General features: G+C 50.1%; 23 protein-coding genes. 8 read left to right on the top strand and 15 right to left on the bottom strand.

Features of this window, described 5'->3' with window-relative positions; all coding sequences use genetic code 11:
- Nucleotides 1-18 precede the first annotated feature (18 nt).
- The 8 genes from M8Q36_RS20445 to rluE form a co-directional block, all read right to left on the bottom strand.
- A complete protein-coding gene (locus M8Q36_RS20445; protein ID WP_249882165.1) occupies nucleotides 19-1140 on the bottom strand; it encodes a ribosomal protein uL16 3-hydroxylase in 1122 nt (373 codons plus the stop codon).
- A 150-nt stretch (nucleotides 1141-1290) separates the two neighbouring features.
- The gene (gene phoQ / locus M8Q36_RS20440) at nucleotides 1291-2754 is read right to left on the bottom strand and encodes a two-component system sensor histidine kinase PhoQ (protein ID WP_249882164.1); all 1464 of its coding nucleotides are present in this window, start codon (nucleotides 2752-2754) and stop codon (nucleotides 1291-1293) included.
- On the bottom strand, nucleotides 2751-3425 hold the full coding sequence (gene phoP, locus M8Q36_RS20435) for a two-component system response regulator PhoP (RefSeq protein ID WP_017456462.1): 675 nt from the start codon (nucleotides 3423-3425) through the stop codon (nucleotides 2751-2753). The genes phoQ and phoP overlap by 4 nt, the downstream gene beginning before the upstream one ends.
- A 139-nt stretch (nucleotides 3426-3564) precedes the next feature.
- Complete coding sequence (purB, locus tag M8Q36_RS20430; RefSeq protein WP_131411843.1) at nucleotides 3565-4935, bottom strand: adenylosuccinate lyase; 1371 nt, start codon at nucleotides 4933-4935, stop codon at nucleotides 3565-3567.
- Between the two features lie 19 nt (nucleotides 4936-4954).
- Entirely contained in the window at nucleotides 4955-5584 is a 630-nt protein-coding gene (hflD, locus tag M8Q36_RS20425) for a high frequency lysogenization protein HflD (RefSeq protein WP_020457488.1), read from the bottom strand.
- 73 nt (nucleotides 5585-5657) lie between these two features.
- On the bottom strand, nucleotides 5658-6764 hold the full coding sequence (mnmA, locus tag M8Q36_RS20420; RefSeq protein ID WP_249882163.1) for a tRNA 2-thiouridine(34) synthase MnmA: 1107 nt from the start codon (nucleotides 6762-6764) through the stop codon (nucleotides 5658-5660).
- A gap of 55 nt (nucleotides 6765-6819) precedes the next feature.
- Nucleotides 6820-7278: an NUDIX hydrolase gene (locus M8Q36_RS20415; protein ID WP_249882825.1), complete on the bottom strand. Its 459-nt coding sequence runs from the start codon at nucleotides 7276-7278 to the stop codon at nucleotides 6820-6822.
- 14 nt (nucleotides 7279-7292) lie between these two features.
- Entirely contained in the window at nucleotides 7293-7940 is a 648-nt protein-coding gene (gene rluE, locus M8Q36_RS20410) for a 23S rRNA pseudouridine(2457) synthase RluE (RefSeq protein WP_044489834.1), read from the bottom strand.
- A gap of 185 nt (nucleotides 7941-8125) precedes the next feature.
- Here rluE and icd point away from each other — a divergent pair, with 185 nt between their 5' ends.
- Both icd and M8Q36_RS20400 read left to right on the top strand, forming a co-directional pair.
- Nucleotides 8126-9376, top strand: coding sequence for an NADP-dependent isocitrate dehydrogenase (gene icd / locus M8Q36_RS20405; RefSeq protein WP_249882162.1), 1251 nt, complete (start codon nucleotides 8126-8128; stop codon nucleotides 9374-9376).
- A 569-nt stretch (nucleotides 9377-9945) separates the two neighbouring features.
- Nucleotides 9946-11526, top strand: coding sequence for a phosphoethanolamine transferase (locus tag M8Q36_RS20400; RefSeq protein ID WP_249882161.1), 1581 nt, complete (start codon nucleotides 9946-9948; stop codon nucleotides 11524-11526).
- A gap of 88 nt (nucleotides 11527-11614) precedes the next feature.
- On the opposite strand, the gene M8Q36_RS20395 is transcribed toward M8Q36_RS20400, so the two are convergent.
- Nucleotides 11615-11794, bottom strand: coding sequence for a hypothetical protein (locus tag M8Q36_RS20395; protein WP_249882160.1), 180 nt, complete (start codon nucleotides 11792-11794; stop codon nucleotides 11615-11617).
- 409 nt (nucleotides 11795-12203) lie between these two features.
- Between M8Q36_RS20395 and M8Q36_RS20390 the strand changes: the two genes are divergently transcribed.
- Both M8Q36_RS20390 and tolA read left to right on the top strand, forming a co-directional pair.
- Nucleotides 12204-12704 carry an anti-virulence regulator CigR family protein gene (locus M8Q36_RS20390; RefSeq protein WP_249882159.1) on the top strand — a complete coding sequence of 167 codons (501 nt, stop codon included), beginning with the start codon at nucleotides 12204-12206 and terminating at the stop codon, nucleotides 12702-12704.
- A 340-nt stretch (nucleotides 12705-13044) separates the two neighbouring features.
- Nucleotides 13045-13467, top strand: coding sequence for a cell envelope integrity protein TolA (gene tolA, locus M8Q36_RS20385; protein ID WP_249882158.1), 423 nt, complete (start codon nucleotides 13045-13047; stop codon nucleotides 13465-13467).
- A gap of 58 nt (nucleotides 13468-13525) precedes the next feature.
- Here tolA and M8Q36_RS20380 read toward each other — a convergent pair whose 3' ends face one another.
- Both M8Q36_RS20380 and M8Q36_RS20375 read right to left on the bottom strand, forming a co-directional pair.
- Nucleotides 13526-13765: a DinI family protein gene (locus tag M8Q36_RS20380; RefSeq protein ID WP_017456475.1), complete on the bottom strand. Its 240-nt coding sequence runs from the start codon at nucleotides 13763-13765 to the stop codon at nucleotides 13526-13528.
- A 164-nt stretch (nucleotides 13766-13929) separates the two neighbouring features.
- The gene (locus tag M8Q36_RS20375) at nucleotides 13930-15090 is read right to left on the bottom strand and encodes a type I restriction endonuclease (RefSeq protein ID WP_249882157.1); all 1161 of its coding nucleotides are present in this window, start codon (nucleotides 15088-15090) and stop codon (nucleotides 13930-13932) included.
- 736 nt (nucleotides 15091-15826) lie between these two features.
- Between M8Q36_RS20375 and leuE the strand changes: the two genes are divergently transcribed.
- Both leuE and M8Q36_RS20365 read left to right on the top strand, forming a co-directional pair.
- Nucleotides 15827-16465: a leucine efflux protein LeuE gene (gene leuE / locus M8Q36_RS20370; protein ID WP_249882156.1), complete on the top strand. Its 639-nt coding sequence runs from the start codon at nucleotides 15827-15829 to the stop codon at nucleotides 16463-16465.
- Nucleotides 16466-16482: 17 nt separating this feature from the next.
- Complete coding sequence (locus M8Q36_RS20365) at nucleotides 16483-16773, top strand: hypothetical protein (RefSeq protein WP_249882155.1); 291 nt, start codon at nucleotides 16483-16485, stop codon at nucleotides 16771-16773.
- A 61-nt stretch (nucleotides 16774-16834) separates the two neighbouring features.
- On the opposite strand, the gene M8Q36_RS20360 is transcribed toward M8Q36_RS20365, so the two are convergent.
- From M8Q36_RS20360 to M8Q36_RS20350, 3 genes are all read right to left on the bottom strand, one after another.
- On the bottom strand, nucleotides 16835-17149 hold the full coding sequence (locus tag M8Q36_RS20360) for a PTS sugar transporter subunit IIB (protein ID WP_249882154.1): 315 nt from the start codon (nucleotides 17147-17149) through the stop codon (nucleotides 16835-16837).
- A gap of 108 nt (nucleotides 17150-17257) precedes the next feature.
- Nucleotides 17258-17728, bottom strand: coding sequence for a GNAT family N-acetyltransferase (locus tag M8Q36_RS20355; protein ID WP_249882153.1), 471 nt, complete (start codon nucleotides 17726-17728; stop codon nucleotides 17258-17260).
- Between the two features lie 57 nt (nucleotides 17729-17785).
- A complete protein-coding gene (locus M8Q36_RS20350; RefSeq protein ID WP_249882152.1) occupies nucleotides 17786-19330 on the bottom strand; it encodes a methyl-accepting chemotaxis protein in 1545 nt (514 codons plus the stop codon).
- Nucleotides 19331-19725: 395 nt separating this feature from the next.
- On the opposite strand from M8Q36_RS20350, the gene M8Q36_RS20345 reads away from it, so the two are divergent.
- Together M8Q36_RS20345 and M8Q36_RS20340 are read left to right on the top strand one after the other, a co-directional pair.
- The gene (locus tag M8Q36_RS20345; RefSeq protein ID WP_017456483.1) at nucleotides 19726-19980 is read left to right on the top strand and encodes a hypothetical protein; all 255 of its coding nucleotides are present in this window, start codon (nucleotides 19726-19728) and stop codon (nucleotides 19978-19980) included.
- 351 nt (nucleotides 19981-20331) lie between these two features.
- Nucleotides 20332-21138, top strand: coding sequence for a glycosyltransferase family 32 protein (locus tag M8Q36_RS20340; protein WP_249882151.1), 807 nt, complete (start codon nucleotides 20332-20334; stop codon nucleotides 21136-21138).
- A gap of 239 nt (nucleotides 21139-21377) precedes the next feature.
- On the opposite strand, the gene M8Q36_RS20335 is transcribed toward M8Q36_RS20340, so the two are convergent.
- The gene (locus M8Q36_RS20335) at nucleotides 21378-22967 is read right to left on the bottom strand and encodes a methyl-accepting chemotaxis protein (protein ID WP_249882150.1); all 1590 of its coding nucleotides are present in this window, start codon (nucleotides 22965-22967) and stop codon (nucleotides 21378-21380) included.
- Nucleotides 22968-23140 lie beyond the last annotated feature (173 nt).

Below are 23140 nucleotides of genomic sequence, written 5' to 3'. Positions count from 1 at the left end.
GCCGGGCAACCTCAGACATTAATCTTCAAAGAACCAGTAACCGCTGTTAACCAGTGCCGCAAGCATGGCGAGGAAGGAGGGATCTTCCAGCGCGTCGCCGAGCAGTTCGCCTGTCAGCACGATATGGCTGGCGAGTGCTTCCAGTGCCGGGCGATGCGGGGAGTTGATTCGCTCGCCGTTGGCGAACACATCTTCACCGATTCGCAGCACGCGCAGGCCGCCAAGGCGCACCAGTTTGTCGCCTTGTTGCAGTGCATCGTAAATCTCATCCGGTTGATAAGGCGGTTCTGGCGGCGCGACATCCAGTTCGTGGCGTGACTGGGAGATAAATTCGCCCATCCACTCCCTGAACTGCGCCGGTTGATTAATCAACTCAAGCATCATTTCGCGCAGCTTATCGAGTTCTTGCGGCAAAATATCTGCCGGATGGTCGCGCAGTTGCACGTCCGGATCGCTGTAACGCTGGCTACCCAGCTCGCGTTGCAGAACATAATCGGCGAAGCCGCTGATCAGCTCGCGACCGCTTGGCGCACGGAAGCCCACCGAGTAGTTCAGTGAGTTTTCCAGCGAATAGCCTTCGTGTGGGAATCCTGGCGGAATATAGAGGATATCGCCCGGCTCCATCTCTTCATCAATAATGGCGTCGAATGGATCAACCTGAAGCAGATCCGGATGCGGACAGTGCTGCTTGAGCGGCGTTTTCTCGCCGACGCGCCAGCGGCGACGGCCGGTTCCCTGAATGATAAACACATCATACTGATCGAGATGCGGGCCAACACCGCCACCGGGCACTGAAAATGAGATCATCAGATCGTCGGTGCGCCAGTCGGGCAGAACACGGAACGGGCGCATCAACGCGGCGGCTGGTTGATGCCAGTGGTTTACTGCTTGTACCAACAGCGACCAGTTGTTCTCGCCCAGATGGTCGTAACTTTCAAAAGGGCCGTGTCCGACCTGCCATTTGCCATCAAGGTGGCTAACCAGCCGGCTGTCCACTTCATTTTCCATTGCCAGCCCTGCCAGTTCATCGGGGCTTATCGGGTCGACGAAATTCTTAATGCCGCGCTTCAACACCACCGGGCGTTTTTGCCAGTAGCGTTGAATAAAGTCTGGCCAGTTTATCTCTACGTGATATTCCATATGCGTTTCCGGCAAATAATCAGTGGCTGAATAAAGGATCATAGTAATGCTGATATGTCATTTTGTCTGCGTAACGATGTGACATAAAAGTAAAAAGGAACCGTACTGGCTCCTTTTTGTTCTTTTTGCCCGCGTTGTGACGGTGGAAGATTAATCGTTGGCCGTTATCGTCTGCTGACGGCCAAAAATTACCTCCATTTTTGCGCCACCGAGCAGGCTTTCACCGGTCAGGATCTGCCCTTCGTACTGATCAACAATTTCTCGCGCCACCGCAAGCCCGACGCCCTGGCCGGGGCGTAACGTGTCGGCGCGCTGCCCGCGATCAAACACCATCTCGCGTTTCGCCGCAGGGATTCCCGGCCCGTCATCTTCCACCAGAATATGCAGCGTATCGTCGGTCTGTCTGGCAGAAACTTCGACAAACTCCAGACAGTATTTGCAGGCGTTATCCAGCACGTTGCCCATCACTTCCATAAAGTCGTTTTTCTCGCCGACAAAACTGATTTCCGGTGAAATATCGAGCGTAATATTGACGCCTTTGCGCTGATAAACTTTATTCAGTGCCGAGGTCAGGCTGTCCAGCAGGGGCGCGACCGGGTGCAGTTCGCGGCTGAGCAAACCGCTGGAACCGCGCATGGTTGCCCGGTGCAGGTAGTAGCCAATTTGCTGGGATATCCGGCTGATTTGCTCCAGCATCACTGGCTCAGCATCGCTGACTGTCATTTTCTCGCCGCGCAGCGATCGCAGGGTGCTTTGCAGCACCGCTAACGGCGTTTTCAGGCTGTGCGTCAGATCGGTGAGGGTGGTGCGGTATTTGTCGTACCGCTCGCGTTCACTTTTTAACAACCGATTGAGGTTGCTCACCAGGCTGGTGAGCTCGCGGGTGGTTTCCGGGTTGAGCTGCTCACGATGGTGCTCTTCCAGCTCGCGCACTTCGCGCGCCAGATCTTCAATCGGCCGCAAGCTCCACCACGCCGCCAGCCATAACAGCGGCACCACTAACAGCAGGTTGGCGGCGAGCACGTAAACGAACCAGCTCCACACCATATAAGAGCGTTTAAGCTCAATGGGGATGGTATCGACCACCACAATGGTTAACTGCGGCATGTGCGCCGTTGCCGGGTAGATATTCACCGCCACCGAGTGCGTCATCTCTGAACTGCTGTCATCGTCGCGGATCTCTTTCAGCTTCTGGGCAATCGAGTGATCGTCATCAACCAGCGTACTACTGTTATCGACATCGGCTTCTATCTCATGAAAGCCGTTAGCGGTAAGCCAGTCCGGCTCGATCAGATTTTGCAGCCACGGTACATCTTTCTGCGACCAGATAAGATTCCCCTGCTGATCGTAAATCAGCGCCACGGTCGGGCTTTGCAAATTGAGGGTGTCAGGCAGATCCACACTGAGTTTATTGTTATCCCAGTGCGCCAGGGTATAAAACAGGTTGCTCTCGCCGCGCAGCAGGCGGAAGGTCGTTTTGTCGAAACTGACGCTATAACCCACCAGCGCTACCATTCCATAGGCCAGAGAAAGCACCATCACGACGGCGGCCGTGGCGAGTAAAAAACGAACCCGCAGAGAGAGCGGCAGAAAATGCCGCAGCAGGCGTCTCATTTCGGCAGTTCGAACAGGTAGCCCTGGCCGCGCACGGTAGTGATAACGTCGTCAGGATAGAGCGTCTGGATTTTCTTACGTAACCGCCCCATCAAAACGTCGATTGTGTGGCTTTCGCGCAGTTCAGCGTCGGGGTAAAGCTGCAGCATCAGCGAATCTTTGCTGACCACTTTGCCGCTGTTGCGGATAAGCGTTTCCATAATGGTGTATTCGAAAGCGGTGAGTTTTACCACGTCGTCATTAATGGAGAGTTCGCGGCGGGAGAGATCGACCTGGAACGGCGGCATGGAGATCAACTGAGAAGCGAGGCCGCTGTTGCGGCGCATCAGCGCCTGGATACGCGCGACTACTTCTTCAATGTGGAACGGTTTGGTGACATAGTCATCTGCACCGGCGCTCAGTACTTCCACTTTATCCTGCCAGCCTTCACGTGCGGTAAGCACCAGCACCGGCAGCGTGACGTCATGGCTGCGCCAACGGCGGATCAGCGACAGACCATCTTCATCCGGCAGACCGAGATCGACAATGGCGATGTCCGGCAGATGTTCGTTAAGAAAGTAATCCGCTTCCTTTGCATCTTCTGCGGCGTCGACCTGATGTCCTAATTCCTGCAACTGAACCTTTAAATGGTGACGCAACAGAGCATTATCTTCCACAACGAGTACGCGCATCGTCAGAACTCTCCATATATTTTTGATATAAATAGTTTAACGCTGATTGTGGTGCGCAGGGGATAAACATTTCTTAAACCGGGGGAGAAAGAAACCCTCTTTCGCGGCGGAAAGAGGGCTAACAGCAACGGCGGGGGGGTTATTTCAATTCATCAACCATAGTGATGGCACGACCAATATAATTGGCCGGGGTCATCGCTTTCAGGCGCTCTTTTTCGTTTTCCGGCAGCGCCAGGCTGTCGATAAACTGCTTCATGCCTTCGGCATCAACGCGTTTACCGCGCGTCAGCTCTTTCAGTTTTTCGTACGGTTTTTCGATCCCGTAGCGGCGCATTACGGTCTGGATCGGCTCGGCCAGTACTTCCCAGTTATGATCCAGCTCGTCGAGCAGGCGGTCGCGGTTCACTTCCAGTTTGCTTACGCCTTTCAGCGTTGACTGGTAGGCAATCAATGCATAACCCACACCAACGCCCAGGTTACGCAGCACCGTGGAGTCAGTCAGATCGCGCTGCCAGCGGGAAACCGGCAATTTGCTGGCCAGATGCTGCAACACGGCGTTGGACAGACCAAGGTTGCCTTCTGAGTTTTCAAAGTCAATCGGGTTAACTTTGTGCGGCATGGTTGAAGAACCAATTTCGCCAGCGATGGTTTTCTGCTTGAAGTGGTTCAGCGCGATGTAACCCCATACGTCACGGTCGAAATCGATGAGGATGGTGTTGAAACGCGCCATGCAATCAAACAGCTCGGCAATATAGTCATGCGGCTCAATCTGCGTGGTGTACGGGTTCCACTGAATGCCCAGCGAGGTGACAAACTCTTCGCTGAACTGATGCCAGTCCACTTCCGGGTAAGCAGCGATATGGGCGTTGTAGTTGCCGACCGCGCCGTTGATTTTGCCCAGAATTTCCACCTGGTTAAGCTGGCGGAACTGGCGCTCCATGCGGTAAGCCACGTTCGCCATCTCTTTACCCAGCGTCGACGGCGTTGCCGGCTGGCCGTGAGTACGGGAGAGCAGGGGGATATCACGGTACTGAACGGCCAGATCTTTTACCGCCTCAATGATCTTGCGCCAGTACGGCAGGATCACTTCGTCGCGCGCGGTTTTCAGCATCAGCGCGTGAGACAGGTTGTTGATGTCTTCTGAGGTACAAGCGAAGTGGATAAATTCAGAAACGGCGTGCAGCGCCGGAATATCTGCCACTTTCTCTTTCAGGAAATACTCCACCGCTTTCACGTCGTGGTTGGTGGTGCGTTCGATGGTTTTGATGCGCGCGGCGTCTTCTTCGTTGAAGTCTTCAACGATTTTATCGAGGTAACCGTTTGCGTCGGCAGCAAAAGCAGGAACTTCCTTGATCGCCGCGTGGGTCGCCAGTTTTTGCAGCCAGCGTACTTCAACCTGAACGCGAAATTTCAGCAAACCGAATTCGCTGAAGATGCCACGCAGTGCGCTGACTTTATCGCCGTAACGTCCATCGACAGGGGAAACGGCGGTCAGGGAGGATAATTCCATAAGTCACAACTCCGGGAGGTTAACAATGAGCGAGAATTTGTTTGGCCTGCGTCGACAGGCGATTTCGGGAAAACATTAACTGTAGACGACCGCCGCCAACCTGGTGCCACAGCACCGCAGCGCGGATACCGGCCAGCAAGGTGGCGCGGACTTTCGCCTGCACCTGCGGGCTTTGCAGCACGGCAGGCGAGCCGGTGACCTGAATACGCGGTCCCAGCGGGCTAATAACGTCTACATAGATGGCGGCCATTGCGCTCAGCAGCGTTTCTGACTGCAGGTCAAAATGCTCTAACTGGCGCTGCAAACCGGCGATGCGGTTACCGAGCGTCTCCATCGCGCCTTTGCTGGCGGCGAGCTTGCGCTCCAGCACCATCATACTGAGCGTGTAGCGGGTCAGCTCACCGTTCAGCCCCTGGCGGTTGCTGGCGTTCAGCACGCCGAGCAGCGTTTCCAGCCCGGTACGCAGGTTGGTTTCGCTGCCGCCAAAGACGCCTAAGGTGGAGTCCGGGTTCAGGTCGATTACGCTATTTAACGAGACATGCAGCGCATCTGCGTCGCAATGTCCCTGGTGCGCCAGTTGCTGCACCAGTCGAGCCGACTGGCAAATTCCCGCCAGCGCCAGGGTAATATCGTAATAGTTCTTCGCCACACTCACTCCTTTATCTGCCCGCCAGCACATCATTGCTGCGGGCGTTGGCCAGTCCGGTTGTGCAAAAGGTCTTTTAAAGGGGCAGCGGCAGGCGCTGCTCAATAATTCCGCCACCGAGGCACACTTCGCCCAGGTAGAATACCGCAGATTGCCCCGGTGTAACGGCGGCAACTGGTACATCGAAGCGGACATCAATGCGATCATCATCCAGCGCGGTAACCGTGCATGGAATATCTTCCTGGCGATAACGCGTTTTTACCGTGCAGCGCAGCGTGCCTTTCAGCGGCTCGCGATCGACCCAGTGCAGCTGTTGAGCGATCAGCCCAACGGACATCAGGCGCGGATGCTCATGACCCTGGGCGACAATCAGAATGTTGTTTTCAACATCTTTATCGACCACGTACCACGGCTCTTCGCTGCCTTCTTTAGTGCCGCCGATGCCCAGCCCTTTACGCTGGCCGAGCGTGTGATACATCAAACCCTGGTGCTCGCCGATCTCTTCGCCGTCGACGGTGAGGATTTTACCCGGCTGGGCGGGCAGATAGCGGCCAAGGAATTCGCGGAATTTACGCTCGCCAATAAAGCAGATACCGGTCGAGTCTTTTTTCTTCGCCGTAATCAAACCCAGCTCATCGGCGATTTTACGCACCTGCGGTTTTTCCAGCTCGCCGACCGGGAACAGGCTCTGCGCGATTTGCTCGTGACCGAGCGTATAAAGGAAGTAGCTCTGATCCTTATTGCCATCAAGACCGCGCAGCAGACGACTTTTGCCGTCGACGTCGGCGCGGCGCACGTAGTGGCCGGTGGCAATATAGTCGGCGCCCAAATCTTCGGCGGCGAACTCAAGGAAGGCTTTAAATTTGATCTCTTTGTTGCACAGAATATCCGGGTTCGGCGTACGTCCGGCTTTATATTCAGCCAGGAAATGCTCGAACACGTTGTCCCAGTATTCTGCGGCGAAATTGACGGTGTGAAGCTCAATGCCGAGCTTGTCGCAAACGGCCTGCGCGTCGGCAAGATCCGCCGCCGCAGTGCAGTATTCCTCGCCGTCATCCTCTTCCCAGTTCTTCATGAACAGACCTTCCACCTTGTAACCTTGTTGTTGCAACAGGTAAGCGGAAACGGAAGAGTCGACACCGCCGGACATGCCGACGATCACTTTTTTTGGGCTATCAGACATAGAATACTCGCGACTAAGAACTTCAGGGCGGCGTATTCTAGCACGGGCTGGCGGCTCAGGCATCCCCTGTAAACGGCCAGTTAAATTCTGCGATGGTTTCCAGCGGCAGACGCTGGCCGGTCTGGTAGCAGCGAATGCTCTCCGCAACCAGCGGCGAACGCAGGTTTGAGGCGTTGAGGATCTCATCTGCGGTGACCCAGTGGCAGCAATCGATATCGCTGTCATGGGGTTCAGTGGCGCACATTTCGTTAAGCTCGACGGCAAATAAAAAACGCAGGAACGGCGTGTGATCCGGCGCCAGCCACTGATGCATCCGGATAAAGTGTTGCGGTTCGGCGTGAATACCCGTCTCTTCCCACAGCTCACGCTTTGCCGCTTGCAGCAGGGTTTCGTCGGCTTCGAGATGGCCTGCGGGCTGATTCCACAGCGCCTTGCCGCGAATGGTTTCTTCGACGACCAGAAATTTACCCTGCGCGTGTACCACGCAAGCGACAGTTACATGGGGTTTAAACATCATAGCCTCCCTGATTAAGCGTCACGCCATTCGCCAGTGGCGAGGTTATCCAGCGTGTAGTTTCCCATAGCGTAGCGGATGAGACGCAGGGTAGGGAAGCCAACATGCGCCGTCATGCGCCGCACCTGGCGGTTACGACCCTCATAAAGGGTGATTTTCAGCCAGGCGGTAGGAATCGATTTGCGCTCGCGAATGGGGGGATTACGCGGCCACAGCCAGCCCGGCTCCTCTACGCGCTCAACGCCAGCAGGCAGTGTCGGGCCGTCGTTCAGCGTTACCCCTGTGCGCAGCGCTTCAATTGCAGCCGGTGTCGGTTCGCCTTCCACCTGCACGTAATAGATTTTGCCGGTACGTTTGCCTGGTTGCGTCAGGCTTGCCTGTAATGCGCCATCATTTGTCAGTACCAGCAGCCCTTCGCTGTCGCGATCCAGGCGGCCAGCGGCGTAAACACCCTGTACCGGAATAAAATCTTTTAGCGTGCTGCGTCCGGCTTCGTCGGTGAATTGCGGCAAAACATCGTAGGGTTTATTGAACAGAATCACGCGTTTTGGTTGGTTTTGTGGTTCAGACCTGGTGGCTTGTCGTGAGCTGAATCGCTTAAGGCGGTGATTTCTAAAAGAAGTTTTGTTCATGGTATTTTCAGTAGTTATCAATTGCCGCATTATAGCTGAATCACGATTGCCTTTCATGGAGCCTGAGTATCGGTTAGTATGTTCGGGCTCATTACAATTCATTAACAAAAACGGTTTGCTCTGTGTGAATCACGTAACAGGTGAGCGGACGCAGTCTGAGCGCCCCGGCATGAAGTCAGCGAGCAAACAACCAGAAGCGCTCGAAGGAGAGGTGAATGGAAAGCAAAGTAGTTGTTCCGGCGGAAGGTAAAAAGATCACCCTGCAAAATGGCAAGCTCAACGTTCCGAATAACCCGATTATCCCGTTCATTGAAGGTGACGGTATCGGCGTGGACGTGACCCCGGCGATGCTGAAAGTGGTGGATGCCGCTGTGGAGAAAGCCTATCAGGGCGAGCGTAAAATTTCCTGGATGGAAATTTATACCGGTGAGAAATCTACCCATGTTTACGGCCAGGACGTCTGGCTGCCGCCTGAAACACTTGATCTGATTCGTGAGTATCGCGTTGCGATTAAAGGCCCCCTGACCACGCCAGTTGGCGGCGGCATCCGTTCCCTGAACGTTGCGCTGCGCCAGGAACTGGATCTGTACATCTGCCTGCGCCCGGTACGTTACTACGAGGGTACGCCGAGCCCGGTAAAACACCCGGAACTGACCGACATGGTCATCTTCCGTGAAAACTCAGAAGATATTTACGCGGGTATCGAGTGGAAAGCCGACTCTGCCGAGGCAGAGAAAGTGATCAAATTCCTGCGTGAAGAGATGGGCGTGAAGAAAATTCGCTTCCCGGAACATTGCGGTATCGGTATCAAACCGTGCTCCGAAGAAGGAACCAAGCGCCTGGTGCGCGCCGCGATTGAATACGCAATCACTAACGACCGTGATTCTGTAACGCTGGTGCACAAAGGCAACATCATGAAGTTCACCGAAGGCGCGTTCAAAGACTGGGGCTACCAGCTGGCACGCGAAGAGTTCGGCGGCGAGCTGATCGATGGCGGTCCGTGGCAGAAAATCAAGAACCCGAAAACCGGTAAAGAGATCATCATTAAAGATGTGATTGCCGATGCGTTCCTGCAACAAATCCTGCTGCGCCCGGCAGAATATGACGTTATCGCTTGTATGAACCTGAACGGTGACTATATCTCCGACGCCCTGGCGGCGCAGGTTGGCGGTATCGGTATCGCTCCTGGTGCGAACATTGGCGACGAGTGCGCGCTGTTCGAAGCGACTCACGGCACGGCACCGAAGTACGCAGGTCAGGACAAAGTGAACCCGGGTTCTGTGATCCTTTCCGCAGAGATGATGCTCCGCCACATGGGCTGGACTGAAGCGGCTGACCTGATCGTTAAAGGCATGAGCGGCGCGATTAACGCCAAAACCGTGACCTACGATTTCGAACGTCTGATGGAAGGCGCTAAGTTGCTGAAATGTTCAGAATTTGGCGACGCGATTATCGCGAACATGTAATCCGCCTTGCGGGTTAAACAAAAACGGGAGCCGGTTGGTTCCCGTTTTTTATTATTAACTTTCGAACTATTATCAATAATTAACTAAAACTAAATTAACTTCTCATAAAAGCCGATGCCATGGCTTCTATAGATCCAGTTTATTTTTTGAGACCAAAATACTAATAAAGATATAGGATGTAAGCATCCGCCTAACCGCACCATTCGCATTAGCGATCCTCTTGCATTCAGAAAGGGCGGCCTCTGTATCTCATTAATTAAGTTACTCACCTGTAGCATAAATAATCGGCAACGATAATAATGTCCCATGGTGGTGATAACAATGGCCAGCTTTGGTTTTTTACCCAGAATTGACTTTCCGGACAGCAAGGATGTGTGAAATAACTGGGGGAGAATCAGATATTCTAGATTTGACCCGACTATTCCGGCGCTCAGAAGTTGTAGTTTATTACAGTTTTATGAAATATATTTGCTTTAATTTATCAATTCAGGTAGCTTATATAATAAACTACACTCAAGCTTTTTTGCTTTTATTTAAAAACAGATAAAAATAAATTTAGGTACTATGAAATGTCATTAGCTCTTGAAAAAACTCGGTATGAAAAGGTTAGAGTTGTTTTAAGTTGGATGTTATTTATAGTTTCGGTCTCCACTGTTGTTATAGTGAATTTTATTAACGCGCGTTACAATTTGGTTGTTAACCGTACTTTGGTTTTCGCATTACTTCTATTAACGCTTCTCTGCATTAATAACAAACCATTAAAAAACACCATTGGCTTAATTGCTTTGACATTAATAGCTGCTGATTTGTCTCTTCAGCTTTTTGCCTGGAGTAACTTTAATGCTAAATTTGCCTATGGTTTTGCCCTAAGTGTAATGAATACTACAGGTAGTGAAGCATTTTCAATGTTAGGTGTTTATTGGAGAAGTTGTGTAACATTTATGGTGCTGTTGATTTTATTTATGTTAACTATCAACTGTAACGTAAATATTATCCCTTCGAAATACAAACGATATCCTGCAATGTTATTGGCGTTATTGCTAACTGGCTATACGGTTCAGGGTATATTGCATCAATTACGAAAAAGTAATGTTGATAGCCTTGCTCAACGCGTTGTAAATTCGACTCCGCTGAGCACGGCTACAGTCTTTATGCAAGCTATCTCTGATATGAGTATTGCCTCAAATATTAATAAAAATACGCCTAACTACACAATATCAGTATCAGATACCGGGATTGATAATTATGTGTTGATTATCGGGGAATCTGAACGCACTGCAAATATGAGTATTTATGGGTATGAGAGAGATACTACTCCTAACCTGGAGGCGGAAAGAAAAAATCTTCTGTTGTTCCAACATGCCATTAGCCCCGCGCCAGTGACCATCATGGCGGTTCCTCTTGCTCTCACTGCTGCTTCAGTACAGGAAACTTCTCCTATTAAGTACAGCGACAATATCATTAGTATTGCGAACAAAGCCGGATACGATACATACTGGTATAGCCGACAAGGGAAAGGTGGCGCATATAATAATGTGATCACTGGTATTGCAATGAAAACTAAGCAGCATCAATGGATTGACCAGGGATTCGATGACGCGTTATTACCAGAGCTGGAATCAACTTTAACAAAACCAGGTAAGAAACTCATTGTGCTGCATCTATATGGTAGCCACGAACCAGCCTGTTCACGTTTCCCTAAAGATGCTTCCGTCTTTAGAAATGGAAATAAAGATGATGATTGCTATGATAACTCTGTACGTTTCACGGACGATATTATGGGCAAGGTTTTTAGCCAACTTTCTCAGACGCGCTCTTCTGTTTTCTATTTTTCTGATCACGCCTTAATACGTGATCCATCACGCGTAATAGTATATTCTCATGCTGGTGCTAATCCTCCTAAGGAGGCTTTATCTATACCAGCTTTCATTTGGTATAGTCCTAAAGTCGAGATAAAGAATAAGTGGATCGGAGACTACCAAACACCATGGTCAACAGATGATGCTAATACGTTATCCGAATTATGGCTCGGCATACATAGAGCGGATAATAATACCGTCAGCATGCAAGAGTGGCTTCAGAACTATCAAAAACCGATTATAATTATGGACACAACAGGGAAGAAATTTAACTGGAAGGATATGCACTAGTTGAAATCTCAAGTTTTAGATCAAAAAGCAGCCTGTCGATTGACTAAAACTTGATGACTATGTGAGCCAGGTCTGTAAAAATTCTGGCTCACACCTGTGACATTCCATGCTTGTCCAGCAATTTCCGGTTACTTCCGGAGAGCCCGTGAGGTTTACCTTTGGCATCAAGAACCATGTTTGAAACACCTGCTTTTAATGTGGAAAAAGAGGTGTCAAAATTAGCCTCCAGTAGGTCTGAAAAACTAGTTTCCTGAATTTTTGTCAGCATCTCGATTCACGCTACGCTGGTCTTTACTGATGAGATTTTTTCTCTCCTGCCAACGCTCGGCTTTTGTGAGTGGGCGAGCGGGCTCATCCATTCGGCTACGACGGCCGCCACCCGAGCTGGGTTCTTCACCTCTCATGGGTGAATTAGTGCGCGTAAATTGCCCTTGAGGAATATCGCCGAGAAAAGCTGAAGGTGTCCTTCATTATCAATGAAGAACAGCGCTGTCACCAGTGACCACAAACGGAAGCCGTCACTCTGTTTCTGGGGTAAACAAGAACGGGAGCCGGGTGGTTCCCGTTTTTTATGGTTATATATCAGCCTAATTAAAAATAAGAATCCGCTATATGGTTGAGGTAATAAACATTATTTATTCTAATAATGTGTGCTCACTTTTGAGGTATTAAAGATCATGTTTAAACGTCGCACTCTTAATGCTGCACTTGCGGCGGTGATTTCGTTGGCCGTATTTTCCGCGCCTGTGTTCGCAAATCCGGGAAACGGAAATGGTAATGGAAACGGCGGCGGTCATGGTAACAGTAACGGCAATCATGGCAATAGCGGTAACCATGCTAATAAAGGTAATAACCTTTCCTCTGATGAGCAGGTTAACCGTAAAAACTATGGAAAGCCGGACCATGTGGAGTCAGATATCAGTGTCTCGCGCGCCCGGTCTCTTGCAGTCAACTACGGCCTGACCGGCTATCAGTCTCTCCCGCCGGGGATTGCGAAAAATCTTGCCCGCGGCAAACCGTTGCCTCCGGGGATTGCGAAAAAAGCAGTACCGGCATCCATGCTTGGTCAGTTGCCTTATTATCCCGGTTATGAGTGGCGCATTGTCGGAGATGATCTGGTTCTGGTCGCGCTGAGCACCGCTATTGTTACGGCGATCATCAACGGTGTTTTTGATTAACACGGCTCGCGTTTTACCTTCAAGGCCTCGCAATGTGCGGGGCTTTTTTATACGCAAAAAAAGAAAGTCGCGAATTCTGTGAATGTTTAATAAGGTCGTGGAATTTGCCAGAAGAAAAGGCAACGATTGAAAATTATCTTTCAATGTTCAATGTTCAATGTTCAATGTTCAATGTTCAATGTTCAATGTTCAATGTTCAATGAGCGCTACGTTTAGCGCGATGGCAGACGATTGAAATATTTTTTTTTGACTTAAGGTAAATCCAGGCCGCCGGAATATAATTGCCAGTCGCTATTTGTTAGATTGTCCTCGTTTATAAGACAAGCCTTACAAAAGGAAGATGATGAAAATTAACGCCGGACATGCGTTGCTATTGATGACGTCATTATTACTCCTGGGTTGTACACAGACCGGTTCTGCAAGGCAGCGCGCAGAGGCGAACGCTGAAGTTGATAACATGTTTGCAGGATATAAAAGGACGCAGACAACTGCGGCGGAAAGCGATATCAACCGCTATGCAGGGCAGATCAAATTGGCAATTGAGAGTCACCTTTTTGAGGCGGGCCGTTACGCCGGAAAATCCTGTACGCTGCAAATCAGGCTTGCTGAGAATGGCGCATTAGATGATGCGCAGCCGACAGGCGGCGATCCTGCACTCTGCCGCGCGGGTATTATCGCTATCAGGCAAGCGCGGCTCCCGAAACCGCCGTCACCGGCTGCTTATGCGGCCTTCAAAAACGCGACGCTGGAATTCAAGCTTTAATGGGTAATACAGGAACGCACAGATAAGCGACACACGCCTGCCGGTGCAAGGGGAAAACTTACTCCTGCACCAGCCACATGTCCGACTCTTCAAACATCTCCTCAAGCATACGGTTGAGCTTTTCACGATCGCTTTTGCTGGCGTCGCTGTTGAGGCCATTGGCCTGCATCGGTTTTACGCGTACATCAGCATCAGGAAAGATGCGGCGCACACGTTTAGTCAGTTCTTCGAGAATAATCTCTTTAGCGCCGGGTAAACCCGCAACATTACGCTTGTCATAAACCAGTTCAACAAACACAAGGCAGCCCTTTTTACTGTTTTTTCGTACAGCACTTATACTGGATGAAAAGCCAGTATTCAAGCGAAGAATCCTTTTTTCGTTCAACGAAGGGGAGATATTTGGGCCATGATGGAAGGCGTTGCACAAAAAAATCCCGCACGAGGCGGGATGGTCAGGCGAGTTTAATTGCCGCTCTTTTTCTTTTTAAAGTTCTCATCGTTTATCACATGCTGGAACGAATCCAGTATCAAGCCTGAGATCCGTAATACATCTTCGGGATGGTCGAGATAGATTCGTGTGCCATCATGCTCCAGCCCCGCGCGTGCCACTTCATTTAGAGCAATAGGCGTCAATTCGATGGGCAACTGAATAGATGAGCGATTTTTCTTATCAAAATAACGAACAATCCAACGGTTGGTTTTTCCCTGATAGAGCACGCTGTAATACGACTCGGTATCTTTTGGCTGCAGATCTTTTTCCGGCCCGATAATCGAGACAATTTTTTCATATAGCGCGCGTTCATTATGCGTCGTAATAATGTTGGGATTGTCTGGATCGATATGATCCGCTTTTTCATCAATTGATACCGCTTCGTCGATGCCCTGGTTTGCCAGCTCTTCCCGGATAGGCTGATGGGCGGTAAGTCCGGAGACCACCATCGCGCTGACGGAACGCTGAACCGCCTCTCTGACCAGCGGGGTGATCGCATCAATAAATCGCTGATTGAGCTGTCGACCAATATTGGCGCGTGAGGCGACATACCGAACAAATTCTGAATCCACCTCTTTCAGGCTGGCGGTGATAACTTTAGAGAATGAAGATATATAGACGCTCTCTTCAGCAAGCGTTCGTAATGCTTCCGGTTTGAATTTGTCGTGGCGAAAGCGGAAGAGTTGTTCGGCATCTGCGTCGGTAATATCGTCCATGCGAATGCGCAAAAATGGCGTGGGATCCATAATGTTTTTTTCCTGCAGATCGGTAAAAAAACGCCACTCCTGGCCATTCGTTATCGCGGAAATTGTCACTTCCGGCGTGCAGTTAAAGTATCGGGAAAGCTGTGGGCAGTGATTATCGATTTTCTCTTTATACGGTTTTGCTTCGATGAACATGACGGGGACACCCTGGCAAAACAACGCATAATCAACACGTTCGCCCGCTTTAACACCAGGAAAGTCGGCGCCATATTCCGCTCTGACTTTTTGCGGGTCGTAAGCATTGAAGCCGAGAATATCTAAAAAAGGCAGGATCAGCGCTTGTTTGGTGGTTTCTTCCGTTGTGCAGTGAACGCCAACGTTTTTGACATGCTCGATATGGTTTTTAAGTCTTAGTTTGAAGTTTTCCATTTCTTTCCCATAACCTTAGAGTGTGTAGTCACTCAAACAGAATCAACGATTTCGGGTTAATAATACCTGTCCGCATGTAGCTGCTATTTCAGTCTGGAACGAATTAACTCAATGCTTAACTCTCTTATCTTTTTAGTCAGCGTTTACTGATGCTGAAGGTAATTCATTTCCTATGATTTTATGGCGCAGGAAATAAGTAATCTCACCAAGCGTCTGGATACTCCATGATCCAGATCATCATTGACAGATGAGTCAGCGCGAATCTTTATTTCGATCGCGATAATGTTTGCGAGTTAACAAATTTGAATCTGGATTCAATACCCCTGGAAGAAATATCTCATCTTCAGGCCGATATATTTTAGCGCGGGTCAGTTCTTATGCTCGATTGTTTAAAAACCGGGTAAACCTGTGCCAATAGCGGCAACAGCAAACAAGCCATGAAGCACACTATTTTTAGCGATCTGGTTCATGTCGGGCATGGCCGCATTTTCATCGTTCGCCCCTGAGGCTGCCCTCATCACAGCCCGGTGATAAAGATATTTACCCGCTTAATAATGAAGATGAGTATTAGCTTAATTAATTTCACTTAAAGCCTGTTTTCGCCAGGCACATAGAGACATAATCGGTTGAGCTAATCTACGCTTCAGCCGCATTTTGTGCTTACTCCTGTGCGCTGCTGCCGTGGTGTGGTACTGTTGCACCTATCAGCGGTATGTATTGTTTTACAGGAGTTGTTGTGTTTGCCGAATATGGAGTTCTCAGTTACTGGTCCTATTTTATCGGTGCCATTTTCATCATTTTACTGCCAGGCCCGAATACCTTTTTTGTATTGAAAACCAGTGTTGCCCATGGATTACGAAATGGCTACGTTGCAGCAAGCGCCGTGTTTATTGGTGATGCGGTCTTGATGTTTCTGGCCTATGCAGGCGTTGCCACACTGATTAAAACCACGCCGGTATTATTCAATATGGTTCGTTACCTGGGGGCGTTTTATCTGCTCTACCTTGGTATCAAAATGTTATACACCACGCTTAAACGCGGCGCGAAAGAGGAGGGCGATCATGACGTGCATAAAGGCGATATCTTCAAGCGGGCGCTGATATTAAGCCTGACGAATCCGAAAGCGATTTTGTTTTATGTCTCTTTCTTTGTGCAATTTATCGACATTACCTATGCAAGACCTGGAATGTCATTCTTTATCCTCGCCAGTACGCTGGAGCTGATCAGTTTCTGTTATTTCAGTTTCCTGATCGTTTCCGGTTCGTATCTCACACAGTGGGTAAAAACCAGGGAAAAGCTCACCCGGTTGGGTAACTCACTGCTGGGGCTGATTTTTGTTGGTTTCGCCGCGCGCCTGGCGACGCTGCAATCCTGAACCCTGGGGCAATAGAGATGCGTTTCTACATCGCGACTTACCGAAATGCTTTTCGCCGAAGCCATACATTGAGCGGGAAACAACTGGCTAAATTTCTGCTTTATAGCATCGGGGTTTTTGCGCTGTTGATGGGGCTGTATCTGTTGGCGTGGCAAGTGGTGATTTATACACCGGTGATAGATTATTTAACCGCGCCAGGTGTGATGCAATTTTCAATTTATGCCGTTCATTTTTTCCAGGTTATCGTCTTGCTGCCCGTAGTTATCCTCCTTATGAAAATGGTGGCCGCTTATTTTTGTCGCAAATAATTATTCCAGTGCAATGACCTGATTGCTTAAAACCACGTCCGAAGACGTGGTTTTGACGGGCTCACTGCGTTAATTCTGGCATATGATCCATGACAAATTTCAACACCTTCTCACCATCCATCGATGCGAAAGGATAGCTTTCAATGATGGCAATCGGTGCTTCTTCAGCAATATGGCGTTTGAGTTCATCAAGTTTGTACTGGATGTGCGGTGCAACCAAAAAATAGTCAAAAGCAGGGGCGACGCTGACGAAATTATCCAGGCCGACAGCGCTGACGAGCAGGGGATAACCGTGCTCGTTCGCCGCTTTTTGCATCTTTTTGGCCAGTGATGTGGCGGTATTGCCAAAAAGACAACATATTAATAGTTTTTTCATAGGTGCCTCCTGTGGTAATTGCGACCACACTATGCCCACTGTTGGCGAGAAAATGAGCGCAATATCCAGGTTTACACCACCTAATACGAAAATTTATGCGGGCATGATTCAAAGCAGTTTATTCATGTTATAGCCGGTAATCTGGTAACCATTCGCTTCATAAACTTTCCTGGCATGTTCGTTTTCGGCCGCCACGCGAAGTTTAATTTGCCGAATTCCCGCCGCACTAAGACTGGTTTCCAGAGATTGCATTGCCTGGCTTCCCAAACCTTTGCCGCGAAAGGCAGGCCGCAGGAAAAAATCATAAATAAAAGCGGATTTATCGATGAAATCGGCTCTGTACCACAGCGATCCCACAATCTGTGTAACGCCATTGTCGACAAGCGTAATGCTCGTCAATGAATGGCCTGGCGTTTTCTGCGCCGCAGGCAAACTGGTTTCGATTTCACGCCTGGCTTGTTCTGTCGCCTCGGCGAGGGATAAACGGTAATTTGCTGCAATTTCTGAAGCATAATCAGGGATGAAATAAGCAACAAAATCAGCGAATTCAGCCGCTGACATGGGACGTAACCGAATCATTTTCAACCTCAATGTATTCTCCGGGCGTTTTCGCCCGGAGAGCTCTTCGCAAAAGGGTTAGCGAAATACCGATATCGCTTCCGCCAGGCGAATGGCCTGCTGGTTCATGCGACCGGTCGCTTCCGCCCCTTCCTGTACTCGTTGAGCATTCTGATGGGTGATCTTATCCAGATCCTCCACCGCCAGGCTGGCTTCGCTCAACGCCGAAGCCTGCTCGGCGGTTGCTGCGCTGATCTGTGCTATCAGCGAGGTCACATTTTGCACTTGCTCAACGATCTCCTTCATGGTTTTTCCCGCGTCGTCCGCCAGTTGGCTGCCAGAATTAACATGCGTAACACTGTTTTCAATCAACTCTTTGATTTCGCTGGCAGCCCGCGCACTACGCTGCGCCAGACTGCGTACTTCTCCTGCGACGACGGCAAATCCTTTACCTTGTTCACCCGCTCGCGCTGCCTCAACCGCCGCGTTCAGCGCCAGAATGTTAGTTTGAAAGGCAATGCTGTCGATAATACTGGTGATACTGGCGATTTGCCGTGAACTTTCCGCAATCGCCGACATCATTTCTATCATCTGGTGCATCACCTGACCACCTTGCCGTGCGGCATCCCGCGTACCTTGCGACAAGGCGGTGACTTCAGCGGCGGTTTCCCGGTTACTTTTTACCGTGGCGGTTAATTCGTTCATCGTTGCGGCCGTTTGCTCAACGTTCGCCGCCGCCTGTTCTGTCTGGCGGCTTAGGTCATCATTGCCTTGTCGCAGAGATTCCGAGGCTTTCAGAACGGTCATCGCCTGGCCGCTGACGTCGTTGACCAGCCAGCGGAACATTAGCCCGAGCTGGCTTATCGCGCGCAATGTTATGCCGACTTCATCTACCCGATTCAGTTGATCCACTTGATGTGCCTCGCCGCTTGCTACCTGTAAAGCCTGGCGGCACAAGCGCTCAATCGGGCGGACAATTTGCAGCTCCAGCCAGATATTGATAAACAGCAGCAGGAGCGCCATAAAACTGGCGAAACTACCCAGTTGACCGGGCGTCAGATCATGTCCCCAGGCAGCGGCAAGGCTGAATAGCAGCGCGACGATCAACGCAGAACGCAATCGCCAGCGCAGAGGCATAGTGACAAACAGGGAGCGCCAGCGCATCAGGCCCGTGCGGATAATCAGCCCTTTATGGAAACGCCGGCCGCTCGCCTGGCCTTCACGAAACTGGCGATAAACGTCTTCGGCGGCAGTAACTTCCTCTGCCGCTGGTCGGGTACGTACCGACATGTAACCCTTCACTTTGCCCTCGCGAATCACCGGAATCGCGTTAGCGCGCACCCAGTAATGATCGCCATTACTGCGGCGATTTTTTACCAGCGCAGTCCAGGGTTCTCCTTGTTGCAATGTCGACCACATATCGGCAAACGCCTGCTTTGGCATATCCGGATGGCGCACCAGATTGTGCGGCTGGCCTTTGATCTCCTCCAGCGAGAAGCCGCTGACATCAATAAATGCATCATTGGCATAATTGATGTAACTGTCCGGATCGGTGGTGGACATTAACGTTGCATCATTATCGAAAACGTACTCTTGCTGTGTAACGGGCTCATTGTTGCGCATAGTGAGTATTCTCGGGAAAAAGGAAGGGCATTGGATATTTCTAAATTCTTATATCTATTTACGGCATGGTTCACGCAGAGCTTTATATTTTTTGACACGCCTCTGATAACCGTAAAACAAAAAGAGGTTTTATGCCATAAACATAGCTATACAAAATAAACGTGCTTTAATTATGATTGGGTAAAGAAAACATTATATATCTGGAGTTTTTATCGCCTGGTCAGAAAAATTGTTTGTGAACACGCCGGATAGTTAGGATGCTGACGAATATTTAAGATAAGGCGCATAAAGAAATAGCTGAATCGTTCTCTGGCTCACTAAAACCAGCAATGAGTATTTCCGCTGCGCACGGATTCAGCTAATCTGAAATGAACAACAACGAAAGGATTGTTCATATGAAAGCTACTGTCGTTCATCACGAACACCGCATTGGGTTTATTGTTATCCGCGACGAGAATGGAGAGTTTGCTGTCGCGGAGCTACTGGGGCGCTACGATGTCGAAAGGGGCGATGTCGTGTCCGGCGAGCTGCAGACCAGCGGCGGCGGAACGTTATTCAATGAGACGCAAGATGAGTCGATGGATGTTTTTATGAAGGGGTACGGGCTGTCAGAGCAGGATGCGATAAGCTATATCCTGCGTACTCATTAAACAGCGTCAGTATGTGCGGCTCGCCCCTTGCGGGCGAGTTGACGATAGCCTTCACATTTTTATCCGGGCCGGGCTTTTTTTTCTCTAGAAAAGACACTTTTCTGTTGCCATGCAGAACCTTAAGCTAAATTTTCTGTCCATTGACTGAGGAATACGCAAGGGCAGTTGCAGACGATTCTGCAAGAAAATTATCCGACTCTGCGTAATGCTAATGTCAGATTAACGCATTATCTTTTTTCTCATACTTTAGCAGTTTTTATGTTTTTACCTTTCAGGTATTTAAAGTTAATGAGCTTAGGATAGATGATGAATACGATCCCGCATAAGATCCATCAGGTCTACACCCGGGGGATGGAAGCGCTACCGGCAGAGGTGCATGCCTCCATCGACAGTCTCAGGCAATTAAATCCCGGCTGGGAATATTATTTTTATGACGAGAAAAAAATGCTGGCCTATATGCATGAGCACTATGGTCAGGAGATGCTGGCATTATATGAAAAAATAAACCCGCAATATGGCGCTGCGCGCGCGGATTTTTTCCGCTATTTATTAATGTATCGCGAAGGTGGCGTTTATTTAGATATCAAAAGTTCTTGTACTGTGCCGTTTAGCGAAGTGATTCCACCCGATTGCGAAATATTATTATGTAACTGGGATAATAAACCGCAGGGTTGCGATAATAATATGGGCAAGCATGAAGAGCTCGCTTTTCTCAAAAACGGAGAGTACCAGCAATGGAATATTATTGTCGCACCGGCTTCACCTTATATTAAAGCCGTTATTGATGAGGTCGTTGATCGGCTCAAACGCTATAAGCCGTGGCGCTATGGTGTCGGAATGCGGGGGGTGTTAAATACCACCGGGCCAATTCCGTTTACGCTGGGTATAGAAAAAGTGCGTAAGTGTGAGCGTTTTCGCCAGCAGGAAAACCACCGTGACGTGGGGCTGGTCTATCGCAACGTCAGTAAAAAAGTCATTAAGCAATTCAATGCCAGCCACTATAGCAAGTTACGATCGCCTGTTGTTACGTTGACCGGAGCCGATCATTTCTATTATTTGCTTTGGCGCGCTTTCGTTTTTCCGTTCTGGCGTTTGAAGAAAAATACGATTAATGAGAGCAAAAAGGTGCTGAGCAAGCTGAAGTCGAGATGTATCTGAAGGGAAGAGAGAAAGCTAAAAGAAAGATGGCAGTTTCGACATCAAAACTGCCAGCGAAGATTTTTTGAGATTGTTAAAGCGTATATCCATCACTTGCGCACTTTATAACCTGTAGGCATAAAGTGCGCAAACGCAAATTTTTCTGCGGTTGGATTGATAAAATTTATGATCAGCGTATTAATTCATCACTATTGCTGATTGACCAACCCGGAGCCGTGCCCGGAGCTGGTCATCAGGAGCTATGCCGGGGTGCGCTGCTCATGCAGTTTGAAAATTTGCACCATCTCCAGCAGATTCTCTGCCTGCTGCTGCATCGCGTGCGCGGCGGCTGAAGATTCCTGCGACAGCGTAGCGTTCTGCTGTGTGGCGGCATCCATCTGGGTAATGGCGATGTGCACCTGATCGATGCCCGTACTTTGCTCATTACTGGCCAGCGAAATCGTCTCCACTAACTGGCTGACGCGTCCCACGCTTTGCATGATCTCTTCCATGGCGTTACCGGCGTTTTTTACCAGCGTATTGCCTTCATCAATACGACTGACTGAGCGCTGGATCAAATCACTGATCTCTTTCGCCGCTGTCGCGGAACGTTGCGCCAGCGCCCGGACTTCTGCGGCGACAACCGCAAAGCCGCGGCCTTCGGTTCCTGCGCGTGCGGCTTCAACGGCAGCGTTCAGTGCCAGAATATTGGTCTGGAAGGCGATACTGTCGATTACGCCAATAATGTTGCTGATTTCGCCGGAGAGCTGATTAATTTCACTCATCGTGGTGACAACTTTTTCCACCACTTCGCCGCCCTGGTTTGCCACACGGGTCGCTTCCCGGGTGATATCGCTGGCAACACGCGAATTCTCGGCGTTGTTTTTTACCACCGAGGTGAGCTCTTCCATCGATGCCGCCGTCTGTTCCAGCGCGCTGGCCTGCGCTTCATTACGCGACGAAAGCTCACGGCTGCCGCTGGCGATTTGCTGTGACGCACCGGCGATCGTTTCGGTGCCGGAACGCACGCCGGTCACGATGCGTGTCAGATTTCCGTTCATCTCCTGCAGGGCGTGCATCAGCTCGGCGGTTTCATCGCGCCCGGATACCACGATAGCAGACTGTAAATCACCGGCTGCGACATTGCGGGCAACCGATACTGCCTGCGCCAGCGGGTGAGTGATACTGCGGATCAGCCACCAGGTGATCAGCATGCCAACCATCAACGTGAACGCCATCACCAGCATCAGCATCAGGCGTGTCTGCTGGTAATGCTCATGATTGCTCGCCTCGGTCTGTGTGCGAATAAGCTCCGCTTGTTTCAGCGTGCTGGCGACCATCTCATCAATCATCCGTGTCGGTTCGCGATCGATTCCTGTCACCAGATGATCGACGCGCTGGGCACTGGTAATGTCCTGAACATTGTATTGCTGCAGCGCAGCCAGATAATGGCTTTCCAGTTCAGCGTGTAAATTGATGGTCTTGATGGCCTCGGTATTGGGCAGCCCAATTTGCGGCAGCAGTTCGCTGAGCGTTTTCAACAGCGCCTGCGTTTTCTGGCTCTGTTCGACAAAAGCGTTTTTATACTTGTCGAACGCTTGTTGTCCCTGCGTGCCGCGCAGCAGGGTGTTTTTCCACTCCTGCACCTGAATCTTAAACTGCACCTGCGCGTTGCGGGCCGTGTCGATACTCTCCGCAACCACCTTCTCCGTGGCCATGATCTGTTGGTTTTGTACTAATCCGCTGGCGTTAATCGACAACCCGCGAATTCCCATAAACAGCGTTGCCAGTAAAAGAATGGCCGCCAGGAAACCGAGCCGTTGCCCGATAGTGAGATGGTTGAGTTTCATCAATCGATACTTCCCATAGTCAGTGAGGCGCAAAAAAGAGCGCACACCAGCAATATCGACGGGTTTAAGCGCAGCTTTAATGAGGGAAGGGCAGTAAACACGCAGAATTTGAGTTAACTGCTTGAAGCGGAATGTGATCGGTTTTTTATGACATTTTCGTGACAAAGCCTGAC

This window comes from Kosakonia sp. R1.Fl, from assembly GCF_023516815.1.
Lineage (GTDB): Bacteria > Pseudomonadota > Gammaproteobacteria > Enterobacterales > Enterobacteriaceae > Kosakonia.
The sequence above is the reverse complement of the archived record's forward strand: the minus strand, read 5'-3'. Positions and strand labels throughout refer to the sequence as shown.

Excerpts from the sequence above, each read along its gene's own strand:
- mnmA (WP_249882163.1), bottom strand. The coding sequence starts at position 6,764 with ATGTCTGATAGCCCAAAAAAAGTGATCGTCGGCATGTCCGGCGGTGTC.
- M8Q36_RS20355 (WP_249882153.1), bottom strand. The coding sequence starts at position 17,728 with ATGATTCGGTTACGTCCCATGTCAGCGGCTGAATTCGCTGATTTTGTT.
- phoQ (WP_249882164.1), bottom strand. The coding sequence starts at position 2,754 with ATGAGACGCCTGCTGCGGCATTTTCTGCCGCTCTCTCTGCGGGTTCGT.
- M8Q36_RS20345 (WP_017456483.1), top strand. The coding sequence starts at position 19,726 with ATGAAAGCTACTGTCGTTCATCACGAACACCGCATTGGGTTTATTGTT.
- M8Q36_RS20395 (WP_249882160.1), bottom strand. The coding sequence starts at position 11,794 with ATGCTGACAAAAATTCAGGAAACTAGTTTTTCAGACCTACTGGAGGCT.
- M8Q36_RS20445 (WP_249882165.1), bottom strand. The coding sequence starts at position 1,140 with ATGGAATATCACGTAGAGATAAACTGGCCAGACTTTATTCAACGCTAC.
- M8Q36_RS20375 (WP_249882157.1), bottom strand. The coding sequence starts at position 15,090 with ATGGAAAACTTCAAACTAAGACTTAAAAACCATATCGAGCATGTCAAA.
- M8Q36_RS20335 (WP_249882150.1), bottom strand. The coding sequence starts at position 22,967 with ATGAAACTCAACCATCTCACTATCGGGCAACGGCTCGGTTTCCTGGCG.
- M8Q36_RS20390 (WP_249882159.1), top strand. The coding sequence starts at position 12,204 with ATGTTTAAACGTCGCACTCTTAATGCTGCACTTGCGGCGGTGATTTCG.
- purB (WP_131411843.1), bottom strand. The coding sequence starts at position 4,935 with ATGGAATTATCCTCCCTGACCGCCGTTTCCCCTGTCGATGGACGTTAC.
- icd (WP_249882162.1), top strand. The coding sequence starts at position 8,126 with ATGGAAAGCAAAGTAGTTGTTCCGGCGGAAGGTAAAAAGATCACCCTG.
- phoP (WP_017456462.1), bottom strand. The coding sequence starts at position 3,425 with ATGCGCGTACTCGTTGTGGAAGATAATGCTCTGTTGCGTCACCATTTA.
- M8Q36_RS20365 (WP_249882155.1), top strand. The coding sequence starts at position 16,483 with ATGCGTTTCTACATCGCGACTTACCGAAATGCTTTTCGCCGAAGCCAT.
- rluE (WP_044489834.1), bottom strand. The coding sequence starts at position 7,940 with ATGCGGCAATTGATAACTACTGAAAATACCATGAACAAAACTTCTTTT.
- M8Q36_RS20350 (WP_249882152.1), bottom strand. The coding sequence starts at position 19,330 with ATGCGCAACAATGAGCCCGTTACACAGCAAGAGTACGTTTTCGATAAT.
- M8Q36_RS20360 (WP_249882154.1), bottom strand. The coding sequence starts at position 17,149 with ATGAAAAAACTATTAATATGTTGTCTTTTTGGCAATACCGCCACATCA.
- tolA (WP_249882158.1), top strand. The coding sequence starts at position 13,045 with ATGATGAAAATTAACGCCGGACATGCGTTGCTATTGATGACGTCATTA.
- M8Q36_RS20400 (WP_249882161.1), top strand. The coding sequence starts at position 9,946 with ATGTCATTAGCTCTTGAAAAAACTCGGTATGAAAAGGTTAGAGTTGTT.
- M8Q36_RS20340 (WP_249882151.1), top strand. The coding sequence starts at position 20,332 with ATGGAAGCGCTACCGGCAGAGGTGCATGCCTCCATCGACAGTCTCAGG.
- M8Q36_RS20415 (WP_249882825.1), bottom strand. The coding sequence starts at position 7,278 with ATGTTTAAACCCCATGTAACTGTCGCTTGCGTGGTACACGCGCAGGGT.